Source organism: Achromobacter sp. E1, assembly GCF_037039475.1.
GTDB classification, from domain to species: Bacteria; Pseudomonadota; Gammaproteobacteria; order Burkholderiales; family Burkholderiaceae_B; genus Achromobacter; species Achromobacter mucicolens.
Genome location: NZ_CP146253.1, coordinates 2,538,109 through 2,561,896, shown reverse-complemented (window position 1 = coordinate 2,561,896; position 23,788 = coordinate 2,538,109). Strand labels below are relative to the sequence as shown.

27 protein-coding genes are annotated in these 23,788 nt (G+C 66.9%); 9 read left to right on the top strand and 18 right to left on the bottom strand.

What is annotated here, in order from left to right; genetic code table 11:
• Positions 1-57: 57 nt before the first annotated feature.
• On the top strand, positions 58-1,728 hold the full coding sequence (locus tag V6V88_RS11760) for a PAS domain-containing methyl-accepting chemotaxis protein (protein ID WP_223575393.1): 1,671 nt from the start codon (positions 58-60) through the stop codon (positions 1,726-1,728).
• On the opposite strand, the gene V6V88_RS11755 is transcribed toward V6V88_RS11760, so the two are convergent.
• Positions 1,691-2,023 (bottom strand): tetratricopeptide repeat protein, encoded by a 333-nt coding sequence (locus tag V6V88_RS11755; protein ID WP_081101071.1) that lies wholly within the window; start codon positions 2,021-2,023, stop codon positions 1,691-1,693. The genes V6V88_RS11760 and V6V88_RS11755 overlap by 38 nt on opposite strands.
• A 158-nt stretch (positions 2,024-2,181) precedes the next feature.
• Between V6V88_RS11755 and V6V88_RS11750 the strand changes: the two genes are divergently transcribed.
• Positions 2,182-2,673: a glutathione peroxidase gene (locus tag V6V88_RS11750; RefSeq protein ID WP_338619295.1), complete on the top strand. Its 492-nt coding sequence runs from the start codon at positions 2,182-2,184 to the stop codon at positions 2,671-2,673.
• Here the strand turns inward: V6V88_RS11750 and V6V88_RS11745 are convergent.
• Entirely contained in the window at positions 2,670-3,137 is a 468-nt protein-coding gene (locus V6V88_RS11745; protein ID WP_056318685.1) for an Lrp/AsnC family transcriptional regulator, read from the bottom strand. The genes V6V88_RS11750 and V6V88_RS11745 overlap by 4 nt on opposite strands.
• 122 nt (positions 3,138-3,259) lie before the next feature.
• On the opposite strand from V6V88_RS11745, the gene V6V88_RS11740 reads away from it, so the two are divergent.
• The 6 genes from V6V88_RS11740 to V6V88_RS11715 all read left to right on the top strand — a co-directional run bounded on the left by V6V88_RS11740 (position 3,260) and on the right by V6V88_RS11715 (position 7,426).
• Positions 3,260-4,165, top strand: a complete 906-nt coding sequence (locus V6V88_RS11740) for a DMT family transporter (protein ID WP_062841351.1) — start codon at positions 3,260-3,262, stop codon at positions 4,163-4,165.
• Between the two features lie 142 nt (positions 4,166-4,307).
• A complete protein-coding gene (locus tag V6V88_RS11735) occupies positions 4,308-5,009 on the top strand; it encodes a glutathione S-transferase N-terminal domain-containing protein (protein WP_223575392.1) in 702 nt (233 codons plus the stop codon).
• Between the two features lie 17 nt (positions 5,010-5,026).
• Positions 5,027-5,491: a GNAT family N-acetyltransferase gene (locus V6V88_RS11730; protein WP_056316881.1), complete on the top strand. Its 465-nt coding sequence runs from the start codon at positions 5,027-5,029 to the stop codon at positions 5,489-5,491.
• Between the two features lie 37 nt (positions 5,492-5,528).
• Positions 5,529-5,804 carry a lipoate protein ligase C-terminal domain-containing protein gene (locus tag V6V88_RS11725; protein WP_056318682.1) on the top strand — a complete coding sequence of 92 codons (276 nt, stop codon included), beginning with the start codon at positions 5,529-5,531 and terminating at the stop codon, positions 5,802-5,804.
• Positions 5,801-6,577 carry a biotin/lipoate A/B protein ligase family protein gene (locus V6V88_RS11720; RefSeq protein ID WP_128828177.1) on the top strand — a complete coding sequence of 259 codons (777 nt, stop codon included), beginning with the start codon at positions 5,801-5,803 and terminating at the stop codon, positions 6,575-6,577. Before V6V88_RS11725 ends, V6V88_RS11720 begins: the two co-directional genes overlap by 4 nt.
• Before the next feature lie 30 nt (positions 6,578-6,607).
• The gene (locus V6V88_RS11715; protein ID WP_223575390.1) at positions 6,608-7,426 is read left to right on the top strand and encodes an RsiV family protein; all 819 of its coding nucleotides are present in this window, start codon (positions 6,608-6,610) and stop codon (positions 7,424-7,426) included.
• A gap of 135 nt (positions 7,427-7,561) precedes the next feature.
• On the opposite strand, the gene V6V88_RS11710 is transcribed toward V6V88_RS11715, so the two are convergent.
• The 11 genes from V6V88_RS11710 to mltG form a co-directional block, all read right to left on the bottom strand.
• On the bottom strand, positions 7,562-8,851 hold the full coding sequence (locus V6V88_RS11710) for a Glu/Leu/Phe/Val dehydrogenase (RefSeq protein WP_056316875.1): 1,290 nt from the start codon (positions 8,849-8,851) through the stop codon (positions 7,562-7,564).
• A gap of 395 nt (positions 8,852-9,246) precedes the next feature.
• Positions 9,247-10,194 (bottom strand): formimidoylglutamase, encoded by a 948-nt coding sequence (hutG, locus tag V6V88_RS11705; protein ID WP_280002661.1) that lies wholly within the window; start codon positions 10,192-10,194, stop codon positions 9,247-9,249.
• Positions 10,191-10,979: an amino acid ABC transporter ATP-binding protein gene (locus V6V88_RS11700; protein WP_056316871.1), complete on the bottom strand. Its 789-nt coding sequence runs from the start codon at positions 10,977-10,979 to the stop codon at positions 10,191-10,193. Before V6V88_RS11700 ends, hutG begins: the two co-directional genes overlap by 4 nt.
• Positions 10,976-11,644, bottom strand: a complete 669-nt coding sequence (locus tag V6V88_RS11695) for an amino acid ABC transporter permease (RefSeq protein ID WP_062841356.1) — start codon at positions 11,642-11,644, stop codon at positions 10,976-10,978. The genes V6V88_RS11700 and V6V88_RS11695 overlap by 4 nt, the downstream gene beginning before the upstream one ends.
• Positions 11,641-12,384, bottom strand: a complete 744-nt coding sequence (locus V6V88_RS11690) for a transporter substrate-binding domain-containing protein (protein WP_062841357.1) — start codon at positions 12,382-12,384, stop codon at positions 11,641-11,643. Before V6V88_RS11690 ends, V6V88_RS11695 begins: the two co-directional genes overlap by 4 nt.
• A 55-nt stretch (positions 12,385-12,439) precedes the next feature.
• The gene (locus V6V88_RS11685; RefSeq protein WP_062841358.1) at positions 12,440-13,180 is read right to left on the bottom strand and encodes an IclR family transcriptional regulator; all 741 of its coding nucleotides are present in this window, start codon (positions 13,178-13,180) and stop codon (positions 12,440-12,442) included.
• 204 nt (positions 13,181-13,384) lie between these two features.
• The gene (locus V6V88_RS11680) at positions 13,385-14,266 is read right to left on the bottom strand and encodes an ankyrin repeat domain-containing protein (protein ID WP_223575389.1); all 882 of its coding nucleotides are present in this window, start codon (positions 14,264-14,266) and stop codon (positions 13,385-13,387) included.
• Positions 14,267-14,304: 38 nt separating this feature from the next.
• Positions 14,305-15,075 carry a TatD family hydrolase gene (locus V6V88_RS11675; protein WP_056316856.1) on the bottom strand — a complete coding sequence of 257 codons (771 nt, stop codon included), beginning with the start codon at positions 15,073-15,075 and terminating at the stop codon, positions 14,305-14,307.
• Between the two features lie 66 nt (positions 15,076-15,141).
• Positions 15,142-16,191, bottom strand: coding sequence for a DNA polymerase III subunit delta' (holB, locus tag V6V88_RS11670; RefSeq protein WP_062841360.1), 1,050 nt, complete (start codon positions 16,189-16,191; stop codon positions 15,142-15,144).
• Positions 16,188-16,811 carry a dTMP kinase gene (gene tmk, locus V6V88_RS11665; protein ID WP_338619292.1) on the bottom strand — a complete coding sequence of 208 codons (624 nt, stop codon included), beginning with the start codon at positions 16,809-16,811 and terminating at the stop codon, positions 16,188-16,190. Before tmk ends, holB begins: the two co-directional genes overlap by 4 nt.
• Entirely contained in the window at positions 16,808-17,893 is a 1,086-nt protein-coding gene (gene mltG, locus V6V88_RS11660; RefSeq protein ID WP_062841362.1) for an endolytic transglycosylase MltG, read from the bottom strand. Before mltG ends, tmk begins: the two co-directional genes overlap by 4 nt.
• A 154-nt stretch (positions 17,894-18,047) precedes the next feature.
• On the opposite strand from mltG, the gene V6V88_RS11655 reads away from it, so the two are divergent.
• Positions 18,048-19,046, top strand: coding sequence for a folate-binding protein (locus tag V6V88_RS11655; protein ID WP_338619291.1), 999 nt, complete (start codon positions 18,048-18,050; stop codon positions 19,044-19,046).
• 54 nt (positions 19,047-19,100) lie between these two features.
• Here V6V88_RS11655 and V6V88_RS11650 read toward each other — a convergent pair whose 3' ends face one another.
• The 5 genes from V6V88_RS11650 to V6V88_RS11630 form a co-directional block, all read right to left on the bottom strand.
• Positions 19,101-19,790 (bottom strand): VIT family protein, encoded by a 690-nt coding sequence (locus V6V88_RS11650; RefSeq protein ID WP_056316842.1) that lies wholly within the window; start codon positions 19,788-19,790, stop codon positions 19,101-19,103.
• 73 nt (positions 19,791-19,863) lie between these two features.
• Entirely contained in the window at positions 19,864-20,301 is a 438-nt protein-coding gene (locus tag V6V88_RS11645) for a PaaI family thioesterase (RefSeq protein WP_338619290.1), read from the bottom strand.
• A gap of 1 nt (position 20,302) precedes the next feature.
• Entirely contained in the window at positions 20,303-21,193 is an 891-nt protein-coding gene (gene mmsB / locus V6V88_RS11640; protein ID WP_338619289.1) for a 3-hydroxyisobutyrate dehydrogenase, read from the bottom strand.
• An 88-nt stretch (positions 21,194-21,281) separates the two neighbouring features.
• Positions 21,282-22,457, bottom strand: coding sequence for an enoyl-CoA hydratase/isomerase family protein (locus V6V88_RS11635; protein ID WP_062841364.1), 1,176 nt, complete (start codon positions 22,455-22,457; stop codon positions 21,282-21,284).
• Entirely contained in the window at positions 22,454-23,608 is a 1,155-nt protein-coding gene (locus tag V6V88_RS11630; protein ID WP_338619288.1) for an acyl-CoA dehydrogenase family protein, read from the bottom strand. Before V6V88_RS11630 ends, V6V88_RS11635 begins: the two co-directional genes overlap by 4 nt.
• Between the last annotated feature and the right edge of the window lie 180 nt (positions 23,609-23,788).

Sequence of the window (23,788 nt, the reverse complement as noted above, 5' to 3'; positions counted from 1 at the left end):
CGCCGCCGCCGCGCCCGTCCCGGATGATGCCCTCGCCCATCACAGGACGAGCGACGCATGCGCAACAACCAGCCGGTCAACGACACGGAATACGTACTCCGCGACGAGCAATACCTGATCTCCCGCACGGACTCGCGGGGCCGGATCATCTACGCCAATCCGGCGTTTGTTCACGCAAGCGGCTTTTCACGCGAGGAACTGGTCGGCGCGCCCCACAACATCGTGCGCCATCCCGACATGCCGCCAGCCGCCTTCGAAGACCTCTGGAGCACCATCCAGCGTGGTGAGTCGTGGACAGGCATGGTCAAGAACCGCCGCAAGGACGGCGGCTTCTATTGGGTGCTGGCCAACGTCACGCCCATCGTGGAACGCGGCACCACCGTCTGTTATGCCTCGGTGCGGGTCAAGCCCACCCGCCAGCAGATCGAAACAGCCGAAGCCGTTTATGCCAGCCTGCGTCTGGGCACGGCGCGCGGCATCCGGCTGTGCGGCGGCCGGGTCAAACCGGCCGGGGTGCGCGGCGTCCTGGCGCGGCTCAAACGCTGGCGCCTGACCGGCGTGCGTTCGCGCCTCCTGGCGTGGGCGGTGCTGTCCGCCTCGCTGTTCATCGGCGCCGCCGGCGCGGCCATCTACGGCATGCACGACCGCCTGAGCAGCAGCGCGCTGGCCGCGGCCGTGGCGCTGACTGCGGGCGGCGTCGCGCTGATCTTCGCGTCGGGCTGGGGCTTTGCGCGCGCCATCGCCGGGCTGCTGGGCGCGGCCACCGACTTCACGCGCCAGATCGCCGCGGGCAACCTGAGCACGCCGCTGCCCGGCGCCCTGACCGGGGACGAGATCGGCGAACTGAAGTTTTCCCTGGAAGTCATGCGCAAAAGCCTGGTCAGCATCACGCGAGACGTGCACGGCGGCATCGAGAACGCCCTGCAGTCCGCCGCCGACATCGCGCAAGGCAACGCCGACCTCTCGGCCCACACCGGGCGCCAGGCGGCGTCGCTGGAACAGGCGGCCGCCAGCATGGCGCAATTGGCCGTCACCGTGAAGCAAAATGCCGCCAACGCGCAGGATGCCGACGCCATGGCAAACCAGGCCAGCGACCTCGCCCGGCGCGGCGGCAATGTGGTCGACGAGGCCGCGCACGCCATGCAAGGCATCGTCCAAAGCTCATCGCGCATTGCCGAGGTCGTGGGCATCATCGACGGCATTGCCTTCCAGACCAACATCCTTGCGCTCAATGCCGCCGTCGAAGCCGCGCGCGCCGGCGAGGCCGGCAAGGGATTCGCGGTGGTGGCCAGCGAGGTGCGCAGCCTTGCCCAGAAAAGCGCCACCGCCGCTCGCGAGATCAAGGCGCTGATCGAAAGCTCGGACGCGCGCGTCGGCGAAGGCGTGCGGCACGTCGAGCGGGCCGGCGCCAGCATGCGCGATATCGTGGAATCCGTTCAAAAGGTCACGCGCATCATCAACGAGATCGCCGCCACGTCGACGGACCAGCATGCGGGCATCGACACGGTCAGCCGCAGCATCTCGGAAACCGACAGCGCCGCGCAGGGCAACGCCGCGCGCGTCGAACAGGCCGCCAAGGCGGTCGCCAACCTGCGCACGGATGGCGCCCGCCTGCGTCACGCCATCGAGGTCTTCCGCGTGGCCAGCGCACCGGCTCCGGCCGCGGCACGGCCAGGGAACGCCGAAAGTCTCAGGCGCCCGCGGCCGCTTCCTTGTCCAGGCGCTTGATGAACACCTGCAATTCCTTGACGACCTGCTGATCTCCCCGCGCCTGGGCCGCCGCCAGCCCGGACTCCCAGGCGGCGCGGGCCCCGGGCTTGTCATTCAGCCCGAGGCAGGCCTTGCCCAGCCATTTCCAGGCGACCGAATACGTGGGATCGAAAGCCAGCGCCGCGCGCAGATGGGTGACGGCCTCGGCAAAGCTTTCCTGCTCGGCGTAGGCCTTGCCAAGCGAAAATCGCAGCAGCAGATTGTCGGTGCCCTTGGCCAGCATCGCCTCCAGTCGCTCGATCATTCCTTCCATGCCGCGGCTCCTTTCCAGCGTCTTCGGTAAACCCGCATCATAGGCCGGGCCCTGCCGCGATGCCGCAAAGCCCCCACGCGCGTCTGCGGCGCTACACTCCCAAGTCTGCCCCAACGCCCGCGCCGATGCGCGGACGACGCCCGATTCCAGGAGCCCGCATGAGCACAATCCATGATTTCTCCGTCCGCGCCATCGACGGCACGCAGCAGTCCCTAGAGATGTACCGCGGCCGCGTGCTGCTGGTGGTGAACGTTGTCTCCAAATGCGGGTTCACGCCGCAGTATGCCGGTCTGGAAGAGCTCTACCGCGCGTTCCACGACGACGGCCTGACGGTGCTCGGTTTTCCGTGCGACCAGTTCGGCCACCAGGAGCCCGGCGACGAGGCCGAGATCCGCAATTTCTGCAGCACCCAGTACGACATCACCTTTCCGCTCTTTGCCAAGATCGATGTCAACGGCCCGAACGCCCACCCGCTGTACCAATGGCTCAAGGGCGAAAAGCCGGGCGTCTTCGGCACCGAAGGCATCAAGTGGAACTTCACCAAGTTCCTGGTCGGGCGCGACGGCCGCGTGATCAAGCGCTACGCGCCCACCGACACGCCGGCCAGCCTGCGCGACGACATCACCGCGGCCCTGTCCGCCCCCGTCTAACGCAGCGGCGGCAGCCGCCGGCGCACCGTGTGCGACTTGACGATGGCGGTGTTGGTTTCGGCAAATTCGGTCACCCGCTCCAGAATGCCGTCCAGGTGCGTGATGGACCGGAGCACCATGCGGGCGATGAAGCAATCATCGCCCGTTACCTTGTCGCACTCCACGAATTCCGGAATCTGCTGGATCAGGCCCTCGACATGGCGCAACTGCCCGGGCAACGGCCGGATGCGCACAACGGCCTCCAGCGAATAACCCAGCGCCACCGGATCCACGTCCAGCGTGTATGCGCGAATCACGCCGGATTCCTCGAGCCGCCGCATGCGGTCGGCGACGCTGGGCGCCGACATGCCCACCTGCCGCGCCAGGTCGGCCGTGGTGGTGCGCGCATTGGCAGACAGCATCTCCACGAGACGGCGGTCGATCCCATCCAAAACCGGACTTTCATTTTTTAGGTCGTTCTGCATAAATTCCACCCAAAGCAAGGTTGAATCGCGAAAGTGCCACGGCAACATCATATAAGCGGATGAAACCGCCTGGGATAATTTCTCCATCGAATTCCTGGCCAGATGGCCTTTGGAGAACCACCATGATCCCCTCGACCGAACGCACGGGCCTCGCGCAGATGGCGGCCGCCATGACCCTGTCGGGCACGCTCGGCGTCTTCGTTCTGGAGTCCGGGCAAAGCGCCTGGAACGTCGTATTCTTTCGCTGCGTGTTCGGCGCCCTGTCGCTCTTTCTGTACTGTTGGGCGCGCGGCCTGCTCAAGCCGGGACTTTTTACCCCGAAAACGCTGGCCCTGGCGCTGGCCGCCGGCGCCGCGCTGGTGCTGAACTGGGTGCTGCTGTTCTCGGCCTATCGGCTGGCGTCCATTTCGCTGGCCACCGCGGTCTACAACGTGCAGCCGTTCTTCCTGATCGGGCTGGGCGTGCTGTTCCTGGGCGAGCGCCCCTCCCGCGGCAAGGTCGCGTGGTCCCTCGTCGCGTTCGCCGGGCTGCTGCTGGTGCTGCGTCTGGGCGATGGCGGCGCGGCGGGCGGCGGCGCCTATCTGACGGGTCTGATGCTGGGCCTGGGCGCAGCCGCGTTGTACGGCATCACCGCCATCATCGTAAAGCGCCTGAAGGGCATCCCCCCGCAGGTGCTGGCGCTGGTGCAGGTGACGCTGGGCGCGGTGATGCTGCTGCCGATGGCCGACTTCAATGCCCTGCCCGCCCAGCCTGTGCAATGGGGATACCTGGTGGCGCTGGGTCTCATCCACACGTGCCTCATGTACATCCTGATGTACTCGGCCATCCAGAAGCTGCCCACCACGTCCACCGCGGCGCTCAGCTTCATCTATCCGGCCGTCGCCATCCTGCTCGACTTCGTGGTCTACGGCCACCGCATGGACGCCTCGCAGATCGCGGGCGTGGCGCTGATCTTCCTGGCCGCCGCCGCGGTCAGCCTGAACTGGACGTGGCGGCTGCCTCGCAGCCCGCGTCCTGGCGCGGTCTGACCCTAGGGCGCCCCGGGGCCCTGCGCGGAAACCCGCATCCGCCCCCCGGTTATTCAGGCATCCGTCCGGTGTGCGCCGCTATCATGGCCCTTCCATCCGCGGGCGCTTGCCCGCGGCGCCATGACACACAGGACACACACTCATGATCGATCTCTATTACTGGACGACCCCCAACGGCCACAAGATCACGCTGTTCCTCGAAGAAACTGGCCTGCCCTACAAGATCCACCCGGTCAACATCGGCCGCGGCGACCAATTCAAGCCCGAATTCCTGGCTATCGCGCCCAACAACCGCATCCCCGCCATCGTGGACCACGCGCCCGCCGACGGCGGCGCGCCGATCTCCTTGTTTGAATCCGGCGCCATCCTGCAATACCTGGCCGAGAAGACCGGCAAATTCCTGCCCGCCGACGTGCGCGGGCGCGCCGAAGTGTCGCAGTGGCTCTTCTGGCAGATGGGCGGCCTGGGCCCCATGGCCGGACAGAACCACCACTTTTCCGGTTACGCGCAGGAACGCATCACCTACGCGATCGAGCGCTACGTCAAGGAAACCAATCGCCTGTACGGCGTGCTGAACAAGCGCCTGGCCGACCGCGAGTTCGTCGCGGGCGACTATTCCATCGCCGACATGGCGGCCTACCCGTGGATCGTGCCGCACGCCAAGCAAAGCCAGGACCTGAACGAATTTCCGCACCTCAAGCGCTGGTTCGAAGCCATCGGCGCGCGTCCGGCGACGCAACGCGCCTACGCGCTGGCCGACACCATCAACACCACCCCGTCGGTCAACGACGAAGCCTCACGCCGCATCCTGTTCGGCCAGACCGCCCAGAACGTCGCCCGCTGACCAGGAAGGAGCACGCCATGACTGCCCCGCAACGCGTTTTTCGCCGCGCACGCGCGGCCGATCTGCCCGCCATCGTGGCCATGCTGGCCGATGACGACCTGGGCGCAGGCCGCGAGGACGCCTCGGTCCCGCTGAACCCGCGCTACCTTGCCGCCTTCGAGGCCATCGAGCAGGATTCCAACCAATTCCTCGCCGTGGTTGAGCAGGATTCACAACTGGCGGGCTGTTTGCAGTTATCGTTCATACCCGGCCTGTCGCGGCGGGGTATGTGGCGGGGCCAGATCGAAAGCGTGCGCATCGCGTCGGCGTTTCGCGGCGCGGGACTGGGCCACGCCATGTTCGAATGGGCCATCGAACAATGCCGGATCCAGGGCTGCGAACTGGTCCAGCTCACCACCGACCGCGCGCGCCCCGATGCGCGCCGGTTCTATGAAAGCCTGGGTTTCAAGGCCAGCCATGACGGCATGAAGCTCAGCCTGTAACGTCTGATTCTGATTTGAAAAGGAGCGCCCAATGCCTTTGCATGGCGAATACAAAGTCCCCGGCGGCAAGCTGGTCGTCGCGGACCTGGAAGTGCGCGATGGCCGTCTGGCCGACGTGCGCATCAGCGGCGACTTTTTCCTTGAACCGCCCGAGGCGCTGGAAGCCATCAACCGCGGCCTGAACGGCATGCCCGCGGACGCCGGCGAACTGGAGCTGGCGGTTGCCGTGCAATCGGCCCTGCCGGCCGACGCCGAAATGTTCGGCTTCTCGGCCGAAGCCATCGCCGTGGTGCTGCGGAGGGCGCTGGCATGAGCCGCACCGACTGGAACGATTACGACTGGCAGCTGATCCACGAAGGCCCGCAGCCGCCCGCGCTGCACATGGCGCTGGACGCCGTCATCACCGACGAAGTCGGCGCCGGCCAGCGCCCACCCACCCTGCGCATCTGGGAATGGTCTGCGCCGGCTGTCGTGATCGGCCGCTTTCAATCCCTGAAGAACGAAGTCGATCCGGACGGCGCCAAGCGCCACGGCATCGAAGTGGTGCGCCGCGTGAGCGGCGGCGGCGCGATGTTCATCGAGCCGGGCAACTCCATTACGTATTCGCTGAGCGCGCCGCAGGCGCTGGTCCACGGCATGAGCTTCCAGGAGTCGTATGCCTTCCTGGACGCCTGGGTGCTGACCGCGCTGCAGGGCCTGGGCATCAAGGCCTGGTATCAGCCGCTCAACGACATCGCCTCCGACATCGGCAAGATCGGCGGCGCCGCGCAGGCTCGCCGCGCCGGCGCTGTGCTGCATCACGTCACCATGTCCTACGATATCGACGCCGACAAGATGGTCGAGGTCCTGCGCATCGGGCGCGAGAAGCTTTCCGACAAGGGCACCACCAGCGCCAAGAAACGCGTCGATCCGCTGCGCACGCAAACCGGGCTGGCGCGCGAGGTCATCATCGACCGCATGGTGGAAACTTTTGCCGGGCTGCATCGTCTGACCCCGGGTAGCGTGGGCACGGAAACGTTGGCGCGCGCGCAGGCGCAGGCGGACGAAAAATTCTCCCGCGACGAGTGGACAGGCGTCGTGCCCTGACGGCGCCTTGCGTTTTCTGGAGGTAATTGCATGAATCGCAGCTTCACGCCGGCTGGCGCGATACGCGGTCTGATCCTGGGCGCCGCCCTGCTGGCCTTGGCCGGCTGCGGCAGCACGCCCCCCTCGAACATCACCCTGGCAACGCCCGATGCCTCATCTTCGGCCACGCCGGAAAAGCTGGGCGACCTGTCCACCGAACGCATCAAATGGGCGGCCAGCAAGCCGGGCTGCGAAGGCGACTGCCCGCGCATCGAAATCGACAGCGTGGCGTTTCCGGGCATCCCGAAACTGACCGCGCTGGTGGACCACGTGCTTGCCTACATGACCGGCACCGACGCCAATCGCCGCGGCCCCTACGAGACGCTGTCGGAATACACGCAGTATTTCTGGTCCACGGCGCGCCCGCGTGATGCGACCTACTTCAAGGCCAGCGTGAAGGACACGGTGGGCGACATCGTCGCCGTCGAACTGCACACGGAACAGTACCTGACCGGCGCCGCGCACGGCATTCCGGCCACCCAGTACCTGAACTGGGAACGCAGCCGCGGCCGCGTCATGAGTCTGGACGAAGCACTGATCCCGGGACGCCGCGCCGACTACGTCGCCGCGTTGCAGCGCGCGCACGTGAAATGGCTGACGGGCAATCCCGACGCCAAGCGCGACCCGGCCGCGTACAACAAGATGTGGCCCTTCCAGGAAAGCGACAACTTCGCGATCACGCGCGATGGCATCGTGGTCAAGTACGACGCCTACTCGATCGCGCCGTATTCGCACGGCGAGCCGGAGCTGACGATTTCGTACCAGGATCTGCGAGGCATCCTGAAGCCGGAACTGCTGCCGGCATCGTGAAGCCTCGACCATCCCGGGTCTTGACGTAAAAATGCCGGGCATCTGCCCGGCATTTTTCATCACCACAAATAGGAATCGCCCCTTGCGGAGCGATTCCGGCATTGCGCCCGCGAAGGCGCCATGCCGGTTCAGTCTTTACGGGTACAGGCCGCGCACCTGGCGGGCCTGCAGGATGCGCGTGCAAGCCACGATGAACGCGGCGGTACGCAGCGTCACCTTGTGCTCGCGCGACACCTGCGCCACCGACGCGTAGGCTTCGCGCATCAGGCGCTCGAGGCGCTGGTTGATCTCTTCCTCGCTCCAGAAGAAGCTGGAGAAGTCCTGCACCCACTCGAAGTAGCTGACCGTCACGCCGCCGGCGTTGGCCAGCACGTCGGGCACCACGTACACGCCGTTCTCGGCAAGGATGTCGTCCGCTTCCGGCGTGGTCGGGCCGTTGGCGCCTTCCACGACGATCTTGGCGCGCACCTTGGCGGCGTTGTCGACCGTGATCTGGCTTTCCAGGGCTGCCGGGATCAGGAACTCGGTTTCCAGCGTCCAGAACTCGTTCTTGTCCAGCGCCTGGCCACCCGAGAAGCCGCCCACGCCGCCGGTTTGCGACACATGCGACAGCAGCTTGTGCACGTCCAGGCCGGCCGGGTTGTGCACGGTGCCGGTGTGGTCCTGCGCGGCGATGACCTTGGCACCGGCCTCGTGGAACAGGCGGGCGGCGGTGCCGCCCACGTTGCCAAAGCCTTGCACGACAACGCGTGCGCCGGCCACATCGATGTTCCTGTCACGCGCGGCTTCGCACGCCACGACGAAAACGCCGCGGCCCGTGGCTTCGACGCGGCCCAGGCTGCCGCCCAGCGCGATCGGCTTGCCCGTGACTACGCCCGTGGCGGTGGCGCCTTCGTTCATGGAATACGTGTCCATCATCCAGGCCATCGTCTGGGCGTTGGTGTTCACGTCAGGCGCGGGAATGTCCTTGGACGGTCCGATGATGACGCCGATTTCGCTGGTGTAGCGGCGCGTCATGCGTTCGAGTTCCGACGCGGAGAGCTTGCGCGGATCGACACGGATGCCGCCCTTGGCGCCGCCGTACGGCAGGTTGACTGCGGCGTTCTTGACCGACATCCAGGCCGCCAGCGCCATCACTTCGGACAGCGTGACGTCCTGGTGGAAACGCACCCCACCCTTGCCCGGGCCGCGCGACACGTTGTGCTGCACGCGGTAGCCCTCGAAGTGGGCGATGGTGCCGTTGTCCAGTTCGATCGGCACATCGACGATCAGCGAGCGCTTCGGACGCTTCAGCGTCTCGACCCACCGGCTCAGGGAACCGAGGTACGGCGTGACCCGGTCGACTTGTTGCAGGTAATTACCCCAGGGGCCGAGGTCCTCGGCATTCAGATAAGACGGCAAGGCATGGGTGGGAGTTTGAGACATGAGCATGCTCTCCTGACAAAGTTGCGCCATTTTATCCACGAAACTAATACCGTCCCTATTTAAAGTCTAAATTTTTTAAATAGGGACGTATAGATGTTGCGGATACCGAACGGGTCGCAGGCGGGGCCGGAAGCTGCACCTATCCTAAGCCGCGAAACCGGGCGCGTCCAGCCTGCGCGAGACGCCACGGCCGATAAAAAAGGGCGGCCCTCGCAAAGAGGATCCGCCCTGCATCTGCCCGGTGTCTGACACCCTGGCGAGACGGTCTTACAGCCTGCACCATCGCAGCAAGGGTGTCAGACACCTTCATGCCCACCGGTGTCTGACACCCTGGTGAGACGGTCTGCAGCCTGCACCATCGCAGCAAGGGTGTCAGACACCGCATCAGCATCGAATCACGCCGACAACAACTGCCAGGCCAAACGCGCCGCCGCGCGCGCGCCGTGACCGTCGACGTCGAACTTGGGGTTGAATTCCGCCAGGTCGGCCAGGCGCAGCTTGCCGCTGGCTTTGACACGCAAAACGATCTCCTCGACCACCGCCATCGGCACCCCGTAAGGCGCAGGCGCGGACACCCCCGGCATCACGCCCGCGGGCAGCACGTCCAGGTCGATTGTCAGATACACGTGCTGCGCCTTGGCCAGCAACCCATCCACGTCGGCCAGCCGCGCCTCAAGATGACGCTCCTGCATGTCCCGGTCCTCGACCCACACGGCGCCGATTTCCGCGGCGCGGGCGTAGAGCGCCGGCGTATTGGCCAGCCGCGAGACGCCCAGGCAGGCGTATTGCAGCTCGCGCCCGCGCGCCTCGCTGTCTGCCGCAATCTGGTCGAACGGCGTGCCGGAACTGCCGGGACGGCCCGTACGCAGATCAAAGTGCGCGTCCAGATTCAGCACCAGCACGGCGCCGGCGTCGCCGCGCGCATCCAGCCAGCGGGCCAACCCCTGGAAACTGCCCCAGGCGATTTCATGCCCGCCGCCCAGCACGACCGGCCGGGCGCCCCGGCCCATCAGTTCGGCCAGACGCAAGCCCAGGCGCTCCTGTGCGTCCTCCAGCTTGTCGCCGTGGCATTCGACGTCGCCGGCATCCAGCAGGCGCGTCAGACCGTGCGCCGGCAGGCCCGCCAGGTACTTGCGGATACCGGCCGGCCCCGCGGCGGCGCCCACGCGCCCCTGGTTGCGCGCCACGCCCGCATCGCAGGCAAAGCCCAGCAGCACGGCTTCGCCCATTTCGCCCTGCCCCGCTTCGGCCTCGACGATATGCGCCAGCCGGCGGGTGTCGCCCTGCTCGGCGCTGTCGTCGCGCGCCTTCCACACGCTCTTGTCCAGTTGCGATGCGTTCATGCTGCCGCCCCCGGACTCGCGCTCAGCACCGCCTGCAGGAACTCGCGGGTGCGGGCCTCGCGTGGTTGGGTGAAGATCACGTCCGGCGGACCGGACTCCAGGATCACGCCGCCGTCCATCACGGCCACCACATCGGCCACGTCGCGGGCAAAGCCCATCTCGTGGGTCACGACCATCATGGTCATGCCTTCGCGGGCCAAGAGCTTCATGACCTGCAGCACTTCGCCCACCAATTCCGGGTCCAGCGCCGAGGTCGGCTCGTCAAACAGCATGACCTGCGGCTGCATGGCGAGCGCGCGTGCGATGGCCACGCGCTGCTTCTGGCCGCCCGACAGGCTGGCGGGCATGGCCGCCATTTTCTGCGACAGGCCCACCTTGTTGAGAAGGTCCGCGGCCAGCCCATTGGCCTCTTCGCGGCCCATGCCGAGCAGCGTGCGCGGGCCGACCGTCACGTTGTCCAGCACCGACAGGTGCGGGAACAGATTGAAGCCCTGGAACACCATGCCCACCTGCGTGCGCAACGCGTTCAGCTCGGCCTCCGGCAACAGCGCGCCGTTGTCCTGCAGTGTCTGGCCGCAGATGTCCACGGTGCCGCGCTGCGCCACTTCAAGGCCGTTACAGCAACGCAGCAAGGTGCTCTTGCCCGACCCGCTGGGTCCGATGACCACGACCACTTGCGACTTCAGCACATCGAAATCGATGCCGCGCAGGACGGCGTGATCGCCGTAGGATTTATGCAGGCCGCGGATGCGGATCATTTCCTGCCCTTCGATGACGAGGCTCATTGCACCATTCCTCCAGCGCGCAGGCGATGTTCGATCTTGCGCAAAATCACCATGGCGATCGTGGTCAGGGCCAGATAGATCAATGCCACCACCAGGTAGGTTTCCAGCGAGCGGTAAGACACGCTGATGATCTTCTGCCCTTCGTGCATCAGATCGTGAATGGTCAACAGCGACACCAGCGCGGAGTTCTTGATCAGTGCGATGAACTCGTTGCCCAGCGGCGGGATCATGCGCACCACTGCCTGCGGCAGGATGATGATGCGCATGGCCTGGCCGGACGACATGCCCAGCGAACGCGCCGCCTCCGTCTGGCCGCGATCCACCGACTGGATCGCGCCCCGCACGATTTCCGACACGTAGGCCCCGGAGTACATGCCCAGGCCCAGCACGCCGCAGGCGAACGCCGGCAGCGTCACGCCGAACTGAGGCAGGCCGAAGAACCAGATGAAAAGCTGCACCAGCAGCGGCGTGCCCCGAAAGAACAGCAGATAGGTGCTGCACAGGTGATAAATGACGCGGCGCTGCGGGTTGAGCCTGCCGATACCGACCAGCAGTCCCATCACGCAGCCCAGCAGCAAGGCGCCGGCGGTCACCTCGATGGTGACCACCGCGCCCCGCAAGAGCGCGTCGAAGTCGGCGAAGACGGGAGAAAAATCCAGGTTCATTTCGCGGGCGCCTCGAACCACTTGTTGACGATGGCCTGGTAGCTGCCATCAGCCTTCAACTTCTGCAGCGCGGCGTTCAGGTCGCGCGTGAGCTCAGGCTTGTTCTTGGGCACGGCGATGCCGTAGTCCTCGGTCGTGATCTGCTCGTTCAGCACGGTCAGGCCGTTGGTGCTTTGCGCGAACAACTTGGCGGCGGGCTTGCCCGTCACCGCGGCATCGGCGCGGCCGATCTGCACCAGGTTGAACATCTCCTGGTTCTTTTCGACTTCCACGCGCTGGACCTTGGGGAAATGCTCCTTCAGGTAGTTCACCGACTTCGTGCCGACCTGCACCGACACCTTGCGGCCTTCCAGGTCCTTGAGCGTCTTGATGGGACCGTCGGCCTTGGTCAGGACCACCAGACCGCCCGCGTAGTACGGGTCGGTGAAGTCGACGACCTTGCTGCGCTCGGGCGTGATGTAGATGGCGGACACCGCGATGTCGGCGCGGCCGGCTTGCAGCGCGGGAATCAGGCCCTTGAAGTCGATGTCGATCCACTCGATCTTCTTGCCCATCGCGCCGGCCAGCGCCTCGACCAGTTCGATGTCAAAGCCGGTCCGCTTGCCGTCCTTGACGAATTCCATCGGCGGAAAGGTGGCGTCGGTGACGGCGCGGATCGTTTCCTGGGCGTGCGCGGCGCCAGCGGCGCAGGCGAGGCTCAGGGACAGAGCGGCGGACAGCAGAGTGCGGCGATTCATCATGGTGGGTCCTATGGAAGTGGGTACGACGGGAGGTAAGAGGGTGTGCAATGCAGCGTCAGGCGGCCTTCAGGCGTTCGGAGATGCGGCGGGCGGCTGCCAAGGTCATGTCGATCAGCGCGTCGGGATGCTGCGCGGCGCGGGTGGACGGCGCCATCAGCGTGATCGAGGCCACGGCCTGGTTCGGCCGCTGGAAGATCGGCACGCTGACGCCCCAGACGCCGGCGTCGACTTCGCTGTCGGTCACGGCATAGCCCTGCTCGCGAATTGCCTCTAGCTCGCTCGCCAGCCGGTCGGCATCCACGGCGGCCTCGTTGGCCAGGTAGGCAAGCGCCGCCTGCAGCCGGGCCTGCGGCATGAACGCCAGCAGCGACTTGGCCGACGCGCCCCGCGCCAGCGGCAGTCCGCGGCCCTTGGTGAACGAGCAGCGCAGCGGATGCTGGCTTTCCACCATGTCCAGGCACACAGCCTGGTCCTTCACGGCGACGAGCAGTCCGATGGTTTCGCCGGACGATGCGGCAAGCGCAGCCATGTCGGGCTGCGCCTCATGAATCAGGAAAGACGACTGGTCAAAGCCCCACGCAAGCTGCACGCACAGCGGTCCGGGTCCGTATTCGCCGTCGTGTTCGGCGACAAAACCCCAGCGCTTGAGGAGCGCAATCTGCCGGTACAGCGTGCTTTGCGCCAGGCCCGTCTTGTCGGCCAGCGCGGCAATGCTGAGCGGGCCGTCGTGCCGGGCCAAGGTGGCCAGCACATACAGGACGCGATCCGCGCCCGCCCCGACAGATGTTTCCGACATAACGACTCAACTCCCAGCAATATGGACGCGAGATTATCAATTTGTGGCGGTTTGGCTTCTATTTTTTCCCACTCAATGAGAATCACAAGGGAAAACCCCGAAATTCGGACGCAAAAAAACCCGCCGGGAGGCGGGTTTGGTGCATTGGCGGCGTCTGCGGCGGTTGGGTCAGACCGCGGGGCAGATCACGAACGAGACCAAGGATCAGGGCGCGGGCGGCTTCTCGTAATCCGACAGTCCGACGCCAGAGACACCCTTCACACCGCCGCCAGCCGCCGGCGCGGCGGCAGCCGGCGCGGGTGCCGGGACCGGCGCAGGCGCCTCGGCGGGTTGCCCCGCGCCCGTGACAGCGGCGCCCGCCTCCTGCGGCGCCCCTTGCGCCGACGCGCGGCGTTTGCGCTTGGCGTCCGCTTCCTTCTGAGCCATGGCCGTCAGCTCGGCGGCCAGCGACTCCGACTTGCCCGTGGCCGCCCACGCGGCCGCATCCTGCCCCTTCGTGTCCTGCGTGGTGACGTCGGCCCCGGCCCGGATCAGCAATTCGACCATGGGTTTGCGGCCAGACAGCGCTGCCATCATGAGCGGCGTCTCGCCATTGGGCGCCGGCGCGTTGACCATCGCCTTGTTCGCGAGCAGCAGTCGCGCCATTTCCATCTGCCCCTTGGAGGCCGCGTAATGCAGCGGCGTCCATCCCAGGCGGTTGACCTGCGCGCCACGCGCGATCAGCTTCTTGGCGCGCTCGGTCTGGCCGGCGATGGCCAGGTACATCAGCGGCGTTTCGCCCGCCGGGTTCTCGGCGTTGACGTCGGTGCGCTTGTCCGCGGCGAGCACGTCGAACACCTTCCAGGCGTTGTCCACGACCGCGCGCATGATGGCCGGCTGGCCGTTCTTGTAGCGCACGTTGGGATCCGACCCCTGCGCCAGCAGGTCGCGGATGTCGTCGGGGTAATCGTTGGCGACGTAGACCCACCAGTCTCCCGGATTGGCCGCCTGCACGGTCGGCGCGGCCAGACCGATGGCCAGCGCAAGCAGGCCGGCGCGGCTGCACGTCAGAAGGGCTTTGTGGGCGGAGGCGATGCGGATGGCCATGGCTGTCCTAGGATGCAGATTCAAAAAATCGGGTCGACCTATTTCTTCACCTTGCTGAAAAGCTTGAAGAAATTGTCGGTGGAAGCGCGGGCGACCTCGGCTGCCGTGATGCCGCGCAGGTCCGCGATCTTTTCGGCCACGTGGATCACCTTGGACGGATCGTTGAGCTTGCCGCGAAACGGCACCGGGGCCAGGTAGGGCGAATCGGTTTCGATCAGCAGCCGGTCTAGCGGGACCTTGGCGGCCACTTCATGCACGATCTGCGCATTCTTGAACGTCACGATGCCCGACAGCGAAATGTAGAAGTTCTGGTCCAGCGCGGCCTGCGCCACTTCCCACGTCTCGGTGAAGCAGTGCATCACGCCGCCCGCCTCGGCCGCCTTTTCCTCGCGCAGCATGCGCACGGTGTCCTCGGCGGACGATCGCGTATGCACGATGAGCGGCAGGCCGGCGTCGCGCGCGGCGCGGATATGGCGGCGGAAGCGTTCGCGCTGCCAATCCAGCGGTTCGGACAGACGGTAGTAGTCCAGCCCGGTTTCGCCGATGGCCACGACCTTGGGATGCTCGGCCAGCCGCACCAATTCCTCGGGCGTCGGGTCCGGCGTGTCTTCGTAGTCGGGGTGCACGCCCACCGAGGCCCACAGGCGGGGCTGCGGCTCGACCAGCGACATCAGGCCGGGCCATTCCGGCATGTTGACGCTGACGACGAGCGCGTGCGTGACCTGATTGGCCGTCATGCGGTCAAGAATGGCCGGCAGATCGTTGGCAAGCTCGGGGAAATTCAGATGACAGTGAGAATCGACGTACATGGTGAGTCTGGTGTTGCGAACCGGGGCGCGTCGCGAAGCGAAGCAAAGCGCCGCCGGATCAAGGACTTACGCCTGGCAGGATAGCACCACGCGCTGCAGGGTGGCGTGGGCGAACAGCTTGGCGTTCAAGGGGTGGGTGGCCAGCGCGCGCTGGCGCGTCAGCCAGCGGGCGGCCTCGGCCACGCGGGCAGGATGCATGCGGGCGGCCACCTGCGCCACGCCGGCCGCCAGCGACGGAAAATAGCGCACCGGCGCGCCGGCGCTGGCAAGCATCAGATCCGTATACAGCCGTTGCAGGGCATCGATCCATTCTGGCGCGGCCACTTTCTCCAGCGCTTCGGCCAGCGTGCCCACGTCGGGCGTCTGCCCCTTGGCCAGCGGGTTGACCAGCTGGCCCAGCCACGCGGGACAGGCGGATTCGCCGGATTGCGCCAGGCGCAGCGCCGCCAGCGGCGCGCCTCCCGCTGCGGCCAGCCATTCGCGCGCGGGCTCGACGTTTTGGTCCCGCAGCCACTGCAACGCCGTATCCGCATCGGGCGCGGGCAGCGGCAAGCGGCGGCAGCGCGACACCAGCGTGGGCAGCAAGCGGTCCGGCGCGTCCGCGACCAGCAGGAATACCGTATGGGGAGGCGGTTCTTCCAGCACCTTCAGCAAGGCGTTGGAGGACACGACATTGAGCGCATGGGCCGGGTACAGCAACGCCACGCGCCAGCCGCCGCGGTGCGTGGCGGTGTTGAACCAGGACTCCAGCGAACGGATCTGGTCGATGCGGATTTCCTTGGACGGCGCGCGCTTGGCGGCGCCTGCCGCCGGCTCGGCGTCTTCGGCCTGTTCGGCGGCGTCCGCGCCCTCTTCCACGGCCACTGCCTCGGGGCGGATGCGGCGCAGGTCGGGATGGTTGCCGCTGGCGAACCAGGCGCAGGCGGCGCAGTGGCCGCAGGCCAGCCCGTTTTCAGGCGTTTCGCACAACAGGCTGGCCGCCGCAGCGATGGCGAAATCAAGCTTGCCGATGCCGGCCAGCCCATGCACCAGCCAGGCATGCGCAAAGCGGTCGCGATTGCCCAGCCAGGCGCGGGCCGTGTCCATCTGCCAGGGGTGAAACTGGGGCGCGCTCATGCGGGAATGGCCAACAGCTCGCGCAGGCCGGCTTCCAGGTCGGCGCGGATCTCGGGGATGGCGCGCGTCGAATCGACGACACGGATGCGGTCCGGATCGGCCTTTGCGCGGGCATGGTAGGCCTCGCGGGTGCGCTCGAAGAACGCCGCGCCCTCGCGCTCGAAGCGATCGGGTTCGCGCGCGTCTGCCAGGCGCGCCCGGGCGACTTCCAGCGGCACGTCAAAAAGCCAGGTGCGGTCCGGCCGGCCGGCATGCATCCAGGCTTCCAGAACCGCCACGCGCTCGGCGCCCAGGCCGCGGCCGCCGCCCTGGTAGGCGTAGCTGGCGTCGGTATAGCGGTCGCAGACGACCCACGCGCCGCGCGCCAGCGCAGGCTCGATCACCTGGCGCGAATGTTCGCATCGCGCTGCGAACATCAGCAGGGTTTCCGTATCCAGCCCCATCGGATCGTTCAGGACCATCGCGCGCAGCTTCTCGCCCAGCGGCGTGCCGCCGGGCTCGCGGGTGGACACGACCTCAAGACCCTGCGCGCGCAGGAAATCCGCGATCCAGACGGTGTGCGTGCTCTTGCCCGCGCCGTCCACGCCCTCCAGCGTAATGAAACGTCCGCGTGAGGTCATTGATCTTGTCCTTGTGCTGATTCGGGTTCGGGCGCTGCCGGGGCCGCCGGCGCGGGGGTGGGCGTGGGGGTGGACCGCTGACCGAGAATGTAGCGGGCCACGTTGCGGTTGTGCTCGGACAGGTTGGCCGAGAACTCGCTGGTGCCGTTGCCCCGGGACACGAAATAAAGAAACTTGTGCTGCTCGGGCTGCACGGCGGCCAGCAGGGCCGCCCGGCCGGGCGCGGCAATCGGCGTGGGCGGCAGGCCCGGACGCGTGTAGGTGTTCCAGGGCGTGTCGGTCTGCAGGTCGCGCTTGCGGATGCGGCCCTGGTAGGCCTCGCCCATGCCGTAGATCACCGTGGGATCGGTCTGCAGCAGCATGCCGATCTTCAGCCGGTTGGTGAACACGCCCGCCACGCGCCGGCGCTCTGGGCCATGGCCGGTTTCCTTTTCGATGATGGAGGCGAGCACCAGCGCCTCATAGGGCGTGGACACCGCCACGTCCGATTGGCGCTTGTCCCAAGTGTCGTTCAGGATGCGCTGCCCTTCCTGGTAGGCGCGGCGCAGCAGGTCGAAATCCGTGCTGCCGGGCGTGAAGACGTAGGTATCCGGAAAGAACAGGCCTTCCGGGTGTTTGATGGTCGATCCCAGCCGCTCCATCAGTTCTTCGTCGCTGACACCGTCCAGCGTCTGCTTGACGTCGGGGTTCTCGCGCAGCGCCTGGCGGATCTGGCGATAGGTCCAGCCTTCAAGAAAGGTGATCTGGCGCTGCGTCATGTCGCCGCGGGCCAGGCGTTCGAGCAGCAGCCAGGGCGTGTCGCCATTTAGCGCCTGGTAGCCGCCCGCCTTCATCAGCTTGTCGCGCTCGGACAGGCGCGCCATCCACACGAAACCCGGCTCCCATATCGGCACGCCGGCGGCGTTGAGCGCGCGCGCGACGGTGCGCGGGCTGCTGCCCGGATCCACCACAAAGTCGATCTTGTCGGACGACAGCGTCATCGGGCGGTGCATCCAGGTATAGGCGGCGCCCACCGCGCCGCCCACGGCCAGGACGATGAGCAACAGGAACCACAGGACGAAATTTCGGAGTCGCATCTTCATAAGTGTCGGAAGTTTAATGGATCGCGGGCCGCAGCCGTGGCACAACGGGGGCCGGATCGCGCGGCGCGCCCCTTTGCGCATCGGGGACATGCCCGGGCCGGCCCGGGAACACGGCTATCATCAGCACTTTGATGACGCGATAACTCCCGCCGCCATGCACGCCTATTACGCTTCGATTCCTGTCCGCGCCGAAGGTTGCGCGCAATGCGCTCCGCTGGAAGATCTGGCGGTCTTCACTGCTTCGGGCGCCGACGCCCTGTCCTTCCTGCACGGCCAGCTCACGCAGGACGTCACGGGTCTGCCCCAAGACGCCGCGCGATTGGCCGGCTACTGCACCGCCAAGGGCCGCCTGCTGGCCACGATGGTCATGTGGCGCGGCGCCGGCGATACCGACGACGCCCCCCAGTTCTACGGCATGGTTCGCCAGGACCTGTCCCAAGCACTGATCAAGCGCCTGTCCATGTTCGTCCTGCGGGCCAAGGCCAAGCTGGCCGCCGCGCCCCTGCACGTGGCCGGCGTGCAGGCCACCCCGGAACAGGCTGCCGCGCTGGAAGCCGTGACGGGCGCCTTGCCGCGCGCCACGTGGCAGCGCGCCGACCTGCCGTCCGGCACCTGGATCGTCGCGCCGTCGGCCGACGACCGCCTGCGCTGGTGGTGGATTGCCTCTGACGAGCAGCTGGCACAGTCCGCCGCACTGACCCAGGCGCTGGGACTGGCCTCGGCGCAGCAGTGGCAGGCGGCAGACCTGGCGGCTGGCATCCCCTGGATTGCCGCGGCCACGCAGGACGTCTTCATTCCGCAGACGGTCAACCTGGACCTGATCCAGGGCGTCAGCTTCACCAAGGGCTGTTACCCCGGGCAGGAAGTGGTGGCCCGCAGCCACTACCGGGGTACCGTCAAGCGGCGCATGGCCTTCGGCACCGTTTCCGACGCCAGCCTGCAGGGCCCGGCGCTGACGGGGGTGGACGTGTTCGATGCCACGCAACCGGGCGAGGCCATTGGCCGCGTGGTGCAGGCCGCCAGCGATGCCGGCGTGGTGTCGGTGCTGTTCGAAACCACCCTGGCCGCACTGCCCGAGGGCGATCTGCGTCTGGCCAGCGCCGACGGCCCGCGCATCGCGCCCGCCCCGCTGCCCTACGCCATCAATCCCTGACCCTGCCGCGCCCGTGCGCGCCAATCGTGGCGCGCACGAATCTGGCGTTCGTCTTCAGACCGCCACGCCGAACAGCGCACCCACGCCCGCCGTCACCGCCATGGCCGCCGCGCCCAGCACCGTGACGCGCAGCGCGGCAGGCAGCTTGGGCGCGCCCCCCGCCTTTGCGGCCATGGTGCCCAGGGCCGCCAGACAACAGACCGATGCGCCGATCACCCACCCGATCAGGGGCGGTCCGGGCGATACCGCCGCCACCGCGAGCGGTACGGCAGCCCCGCCGGCAAACGACGCCGCCGACGCCAACGCAGCCTGGACCGGCCGTGCGCGGTTGTGCAGCGAAATGCCCAGCTCGTCGCGGGCGTGCGCATCCAGCGCATCATGGCTGGTGAGCTGACGGGCCACCTGCTCGGCCAAGTCGCGGGTCAGCCCCCGATCGACGTAGATGTCGACCAGTTCAGCCAGTTCTTCGCCGGAGTTGCGCTTGAGCGAGCGCTGTTCAAGCCGCAGGTCGGCGGCTTCGGTGTCGGCCTGGGTGCGCACGGACACGTACTCGCCCGCTGCCATCGACAGCGCGCCGGCCACCAGGCCGGCCAGTCCGGAAGTGAGAATGGCGCCGTGCGAGGCTTGGGCAGCCGCGACGCCGGTGATGAGGCTGGCCGTGGAGACGATACCGTCGTTGGCGCCCAGCACTGCGGCGCGCAGCCAGTTGCTGCGGAAAATTCTGTGGTGTTCTTTTGCTGGCATTGCCGGAAAACCCATGCAACGCGTGACGGGCGCCGGGCATGCGAGGCGATGGCCCCGGCATGCCCGGCAGCGTTCATCGCGGCGTCACGCGCACCGCGGTGAGCAAGCCTATCACGCACAGCGTGGCTTGTTCTCCGTCGTGCGCAAACATCTCCACCTGGCAGACCGAAAGACGCTTGCCTGGCTTGACCACGCGGCCGGTCGCGACGAACCGGTCGCCTTTGGCGGGCGCCAGGAAGTTCATCTTGAATTCGGACGTCAGTACATCCTCGCCCGGTCCGAACAGCGTGTAGGCCGCATAGCCGCCCGCACTGTCCGCAATGGTGGTGGAAATGCCCGCGTGCAGAAAGCCGTTCTGCTGGCAGAGGTCCTGCCGGTACGGCAGGACGATCTCCACCCTGCCCGGCTCGACGCTATGCAGCCGCGCGCCCAGCAGCGCCATGATGCTCTGCTGATCGAAGCTGGCCTGGACCCGCGCGGCCGGGTCTTCCGAGGCGTTGACGTGCGCCACGTCAGTCCTGCTCGCGCTTGACCAGGTTGACGATGCTGGAAAAGTCCAGCTTGCCCGAACCACCGGCGCTATGCAGCGAATACAGGTTGCGCGCCAGTTCGCCCAACGGAATTGACGCCCGCGCCGACAGGGCGGCCTCGGCGGCCAGCCCCAGGTCCTTGAGCATCAGGTCCACGCCGAATCCGCCGGCATAGCCCTTGGAGGCCGGCGCATGCTCCATCACGCCCGGCCACGGGTTGTAGAGTTCGGTCGCCCAGTTGCGGCCCGAGCTCTTGGCGATGATGTCCGACAGCACCTTCGGATCCAGGCCGTTCGCCACGCCCAGCGCCAGGGCCTCGGACGTGCCGGCCATCAGGATGCCCAGCAGCATGTTGTTGCAGATCTTGGCGACCTGTCCGGCGCCGGCAGGCCCCGCGTGAAAGATGTTCTTGCCCATCTTTTCCAGCACGGGCCGCGCGCGCTCCAGCGAGGCGGCCGCGCCGCCCACGATGAAGGTCAGCGTGCCCGCGACCGCGCCACCCGTGCCGCCCGACACCGGCGCATCGATCATGGCAATGCCGCGCGCCTCGGCCGCCTGGGCCACCTTGCGCGCCGAATCCGGCGCAATGGTGCTGCATTCGATGACCAGCGCGCTCGAGGAAATCTTGCCCAGCAGGTCCTGGTCAAGGTACAGGCCCTCGACGTGCTTGCTGGCCGGCAGCATCGAGATCACGACCTCCGCGCCCTGGACCGCTTCCGACGCGGACGCGGCCGCAGTCGCGCCGGTATCGGTCAGCTGCTTGATGGCCGCCGGCACCAGATCGAACACCTTCAGGCTGTGGCCAGCCTTGACCAGATTCAATGCCATGGGCGCACCCATGTTGCCCAAACCGATAAACGCGATGCTGCTCATGATGTCTTGTCTCCTGTTGCTATTGCTGTAGGTATGGATTCATCGTGACCTGCGTGGCGGATCGGCCGGCTGGCGGGCCGGCCGCGGATCAGCGCCCTTCCTGGCCCAGGTCGGCAAGCGGATGCGGCTCGCCCTCGGGCCAGGGTTCTTCAAAGAATTTCTGCACCCAGGCGTCGGTCGCCATGTCGATGACGGCGGGATTCCAGCGCGGGTTCTTGTCCTTGTCGACCAGCAGCGCGCGGATGCCTTCGGCAAAGTCGCCATGCGCCGTGCACGCCAGCGCGGCGATGTACTCGACGCGAAACACGTCGTCCAGCGACCGCAGACGCGTACGCTGCTGCAAGGCAAACGCCAGGCGCACCGATCCCGGCGAGCCCGCCAGCATCGTCTTGGCCGCGCGCGAGAGCCAGGGGTCTTCGTGGTCCTTCAGGAAGGACAGCTCTTCGTAGATGTCGTCCAGCCGGTTGCCGTTGCACAGGTTGTTGACGACGAACGAGTGCTGGCGCAGCGGCCCGGGTTCGAGCGGCGTGGGCGGTTCAAGCGCGGTCAGCGCGCGGCGCAGCAGGCCGTCGTTGATCGAGCGCGGAGGAATCGCGTCCTCGGCCGCATCCGCGGCCTGGCCGGCCCACGGCTGCTGCTCCAGCGACGCCAGCAACGCCGGCCAATCGGCGCTATTCAGGCGGAAATCCGCCAGCCCCGCAAAGAAGGCGTCGGACGTGTTCAGTTGCGCGCCCGTCAGCGCCAAAAAGACGCCGCTGCGGCCCGGCATCCGGTTCAGCAGCCAACTGCCGCCCACGTCCGGGAACAGGCCGATCGACACTTCCGGCATGGCCAGGCGCGAGGTCTCGCTGACGACGCGGTGGCTTGCGCCCATCATCAGGCCGATGCCGCCGCCCATGACGATGCCATGGCCCCAGCACAGAACGGGCTTCGGATACGTGTGGATGCGATAGTCCAGCCGGTACTCGCGTTCGAAGAAGGTGCGCGCGTAGGTGTTGCTCCAGCTGGGCTTGCCCGCGTTCTCGGTCATGCTGCGATACAGGCCGTGCAGGTCGCCGCCGGCGCAGAACGCCTTGTCGCCCGCGCCCTGCAGCACCACCAGCGCAACACCGGGATCACGCGCCCAGGCGTCCAGCCGGTCCGCCAGCAGGTCAACCATCTCGAGCGACAGGCCGTTCAGCGTTTGCGGCGCATTCAGCGTCGCAATGCCAAAACGCATTCCATTGGCGGCGGATCTTTCTTCGAACAACACCGGTGCATTCATCTTATGTCGGCTCCTTTTTCCAACAATTGGCGGGCAATGATCACGCGCATGATCTCGTTGGTGCCCTCCAGAATCTGATGAACGCGAGTATCGCGCACCAAACGCTCCAAGGGATAGTCTTTCAGGTAACCATAACCCCCATGGATCTGTTGCGCGTCCAGGCATATCTGGAAGCCCATGTCGGTGGCGAAACGCTTGGCCATCGCGCAGTAGGTCGACGCATCGGGCGCGCCGGCGTCCAGCTTGCAGGCGGCCAGCCTCACCATCTGACGCGCCGCCACCAGGTGCGTCGCCATGTCGGCCAGCTTGAACTGCAAGGCCTGGAATTCCGCCAGCCTGCGGTTGAACTGGCGGCGCTCGTCCATGTAGCGGCGGGCGGCGTCCAGCGCGCCCTGCGCCGCGCCCACCGAGCAGGTGCCGATATTGATCCGGCCGCCATCCAGGCCCTTCATGGCGATCTTGAAGCCCTCGCCCTCCACGCCCAGCATGTTGGCGGCCGGCACGCGGACGTTCTCAAAGGTGATGGGACGCGTGGACTGGCTGTTCCAGCCCATCTTCTCTTCCTTGCGGCCATAGCCGATGCCTTCTCTGTCTGCGGGGATCGCAAAGGCGCTGATGCCCGCGGCCCCCTCGCCGCCGGTCCGGGCCATCACGACCAGCAGGTCGGTGTCGCCGCCCCCGGAGATGAAGGCTTTGGCGCCGTTGACGATGTAGCTGTCGCCATCGCGCTGCGCGCGCGTGGACAGCGACGCCGCGTCGGAGCCCGCGCCGGGCTCGGTCAGGCAATAAGAGGCCAGCTTTTCACCGCTGGCGAGCAAGGGTCCCCAGGCTTGCCGCAAGGCCGGCTGGCCCCACTTGCCGACCATCCAGGTCGCCATGTTGTGTATGGTCAGGAACGCCGTGGTGGACGGATCCACCGCCGCCATTTCCTCGAACACCAGCGTGGCGTCCAGGCGCGGCAGGCCCAGGCCGCCGATGTCCTCGCTGGCGTAGATCGCGCAGAAACCCATCTCGCCCGCCCGGGCAAAGGCTTCACGCGGGAAGATGCCCTCGGCGTCCCAGCGCGCGGCGTGGGGAGCCAGTTCGCCCTCAGCGTAGTCGCGCGCGGCCTGCGCGAACGCGCGCTGCTCGTCGGTCAGTTCCAAGTCCACAGCCTGTCTCCTGTTGTAGTCGGTATTGTCTCGTGGCGTTGCTGCCGTCTCGTGAACGCCAGCCCGTCGATTTTGACATGACGTTGACGTAAACGTAAGCGGGAATACGGCTCAATGTTACGCCCGAAGCGGCCGGGCGCTTTGTCTTATTGATGACAATGTGCGGGGACGGGCCGAAAG

Excerpts from the sequence above, each read along its gene's own strand:
- V6V88_RS11745 (WP_056318685.1), bottom strand. The coding sequence starts at position 3,137 with ATGCAGAACGACCTAAAAAATGAAAGTCCGGTTTTGGATGGGATCGAC.
- V6V88_RS11750 (WP_338619295.1), top strand. The coding sequence starts at position 2,182 with ATGAGCACAATCCATGATTTCTCCGTCCGCGCCATCGACGGCACGCAG.
- V6V88_RS11685 (WP_062841358.1), bottom strand. The coding sequence starts at position 13,180 with ATGTCGGAAACATCTGTCGGGGCGGGCGCGGATCGCGTCCTGTATGTG.
- V6V88_RS11650 (WP_056316842.1), bottom strand. The coding sequence starts at position 19,790 with ATGCCAGCAAAAGAACACCACAGAATTTTCCGCAGCAACTGGCTGCGC.
- V6V88_RS11720 (WP_128828177.1), top strand. The coding sequence starts at position 5,801 with ATGAGCCGCACCGACTGGAACGATTACGACTGGCAGCTGATCCACGAA.
- V6V88_RS11695 (WP_062841356.1), bottom strand. The coding sequence starts at position 11,644 with ATGAACCTGGATTTTTCTCCCGTCTTCGCCGACTTCGACGCGCTCTTG.
- V6V88_RS11730 (WP_056316881.1), top strand. The coding sequence starts at position 5,027 with ATGACTGCCCCGCAACGCGTTTTTCGCCGCGCACGCGCGGCCGATCTG.
- V6V88_RS11710 (WP_056316875.1), bottom strand. The coding sequence starts at position 8,851 with ATGTCTCAAACTCCCACCCATGCCTTGCCGTCTTATCTGAATGCCGAG.
- V6V88_RS11740 (WP_062841351.1), top strand. The coding sequence starts at position 3,260 with ATGATCCCCTCGACCGAACGCACGGGCCTCGCGCAGATGGCGGCCGCC.
- V6V88_RS11735 (WP_223575392.1), top strand. The coding sequence starts at position 4,308 with ATGATCGATCTCTATTACTGGACGACCCCCAACGGCCACAAGATCACG.
- V6V88_RS11760 (WP_223575393.1), top strand. The coding sequence starts at position 58 with ATGCGCAACAACCAGCCGGTCAACGACACGGAATACGTACTCCGCGAC.
- V6V88_RS11690 (WP_062841357.1), bottom strand. The coding sequence starts at position 12,384 with ATGATGAATCGCCGCACTCTGCTGTCCGCCGCTCTGTCCCTGAGCCTC.
- V6V88_RS11755 (WP_081101071.1), bottom strand. The coding sequence starts at position 2,023 with ATGGAAGGAATGATCGAGCGACTGGAGGCGATGCTGGCCAAGGGCACC.
- V6V88_RS11700 (WP_056316871.1), bottom strand. The coding sequence starts at position 10,979 with ATGAGCCTCGTCATCGAAGGGCAGGAAATGATCCGCATCCGCGGCCTG.
- V6V88_RS11655 (WP_338619291.1), top strand. The coding sequence starts at position 18,048 with ATGCACGCCTATTACGCTTCGATTCCTGTCCGCGCCGAAGGTTGCGCG.
- V6V88_RS11635 (WP_062841364.1), bottom strand. The coding sequence starts at position 22,457 with ATGAATGCACCGGTGTTGTTCGAAGAAAGATCCGCCGCCAATGGAATG.
- mltG (WP_062841362.1), bottom strand. The coding sequence starts at position 17,893 with ATGAAGATGCGACTCCGAAATTTCGTCCTGTGGTTCCTGTTGCTCATC.
- V6V88_RS11680 (WP_223575389.1), bottom strand. The coding sequence starts at position 14,266 with ATGGCCATCCGCATCGCCTCCGCCCACAAAGCCCTTCTGACGTGCAGC.
- V6V88_RS11715 (WP_223575390.1), top strand. The coding sequence starts at position 6,608 with ATGAATCGCAGCTTCACGCCGGCTGGCGCGATACGCGGTCTGATCCTG.
- tmk (WP_338619292.1), bottom strand. The coding sequence starts at position 16,811 with ATGACCTCACGCGGACGTTTCATTACGCTGGAGGGCGTGGACGGCGCG.
- V6V88_RS11675 (WP_056316856.1), bottom strand. The coding sequence starts at position 15,075 with ATGTACGTCGATTCTCACTGTCATCTGAATTTCCCCGAGCTTGCCAAC.
- hutG (WP_280002661.1), bottom strand. The coding sequence starts at position 10,194 with ATGAACGCATCGCAACTGGACAAGAGCGTGTGGAAGGCGCGCGACGAC.
- holB (WP_062841360.1), bottom strand. The coding sequence starts at position 16,191 with ATGAGCGCGCCCCAGTTTCACCCCTGGCAGATGGACACGGCCCGCGCC.
- mmsB (WP_338619289.1), bottom strand. The coding sequence starts at position 21,193 with ATGAGCAGCATCGCGTTTATCGGTTTGGGCAACATGGGTGCGCCCATG.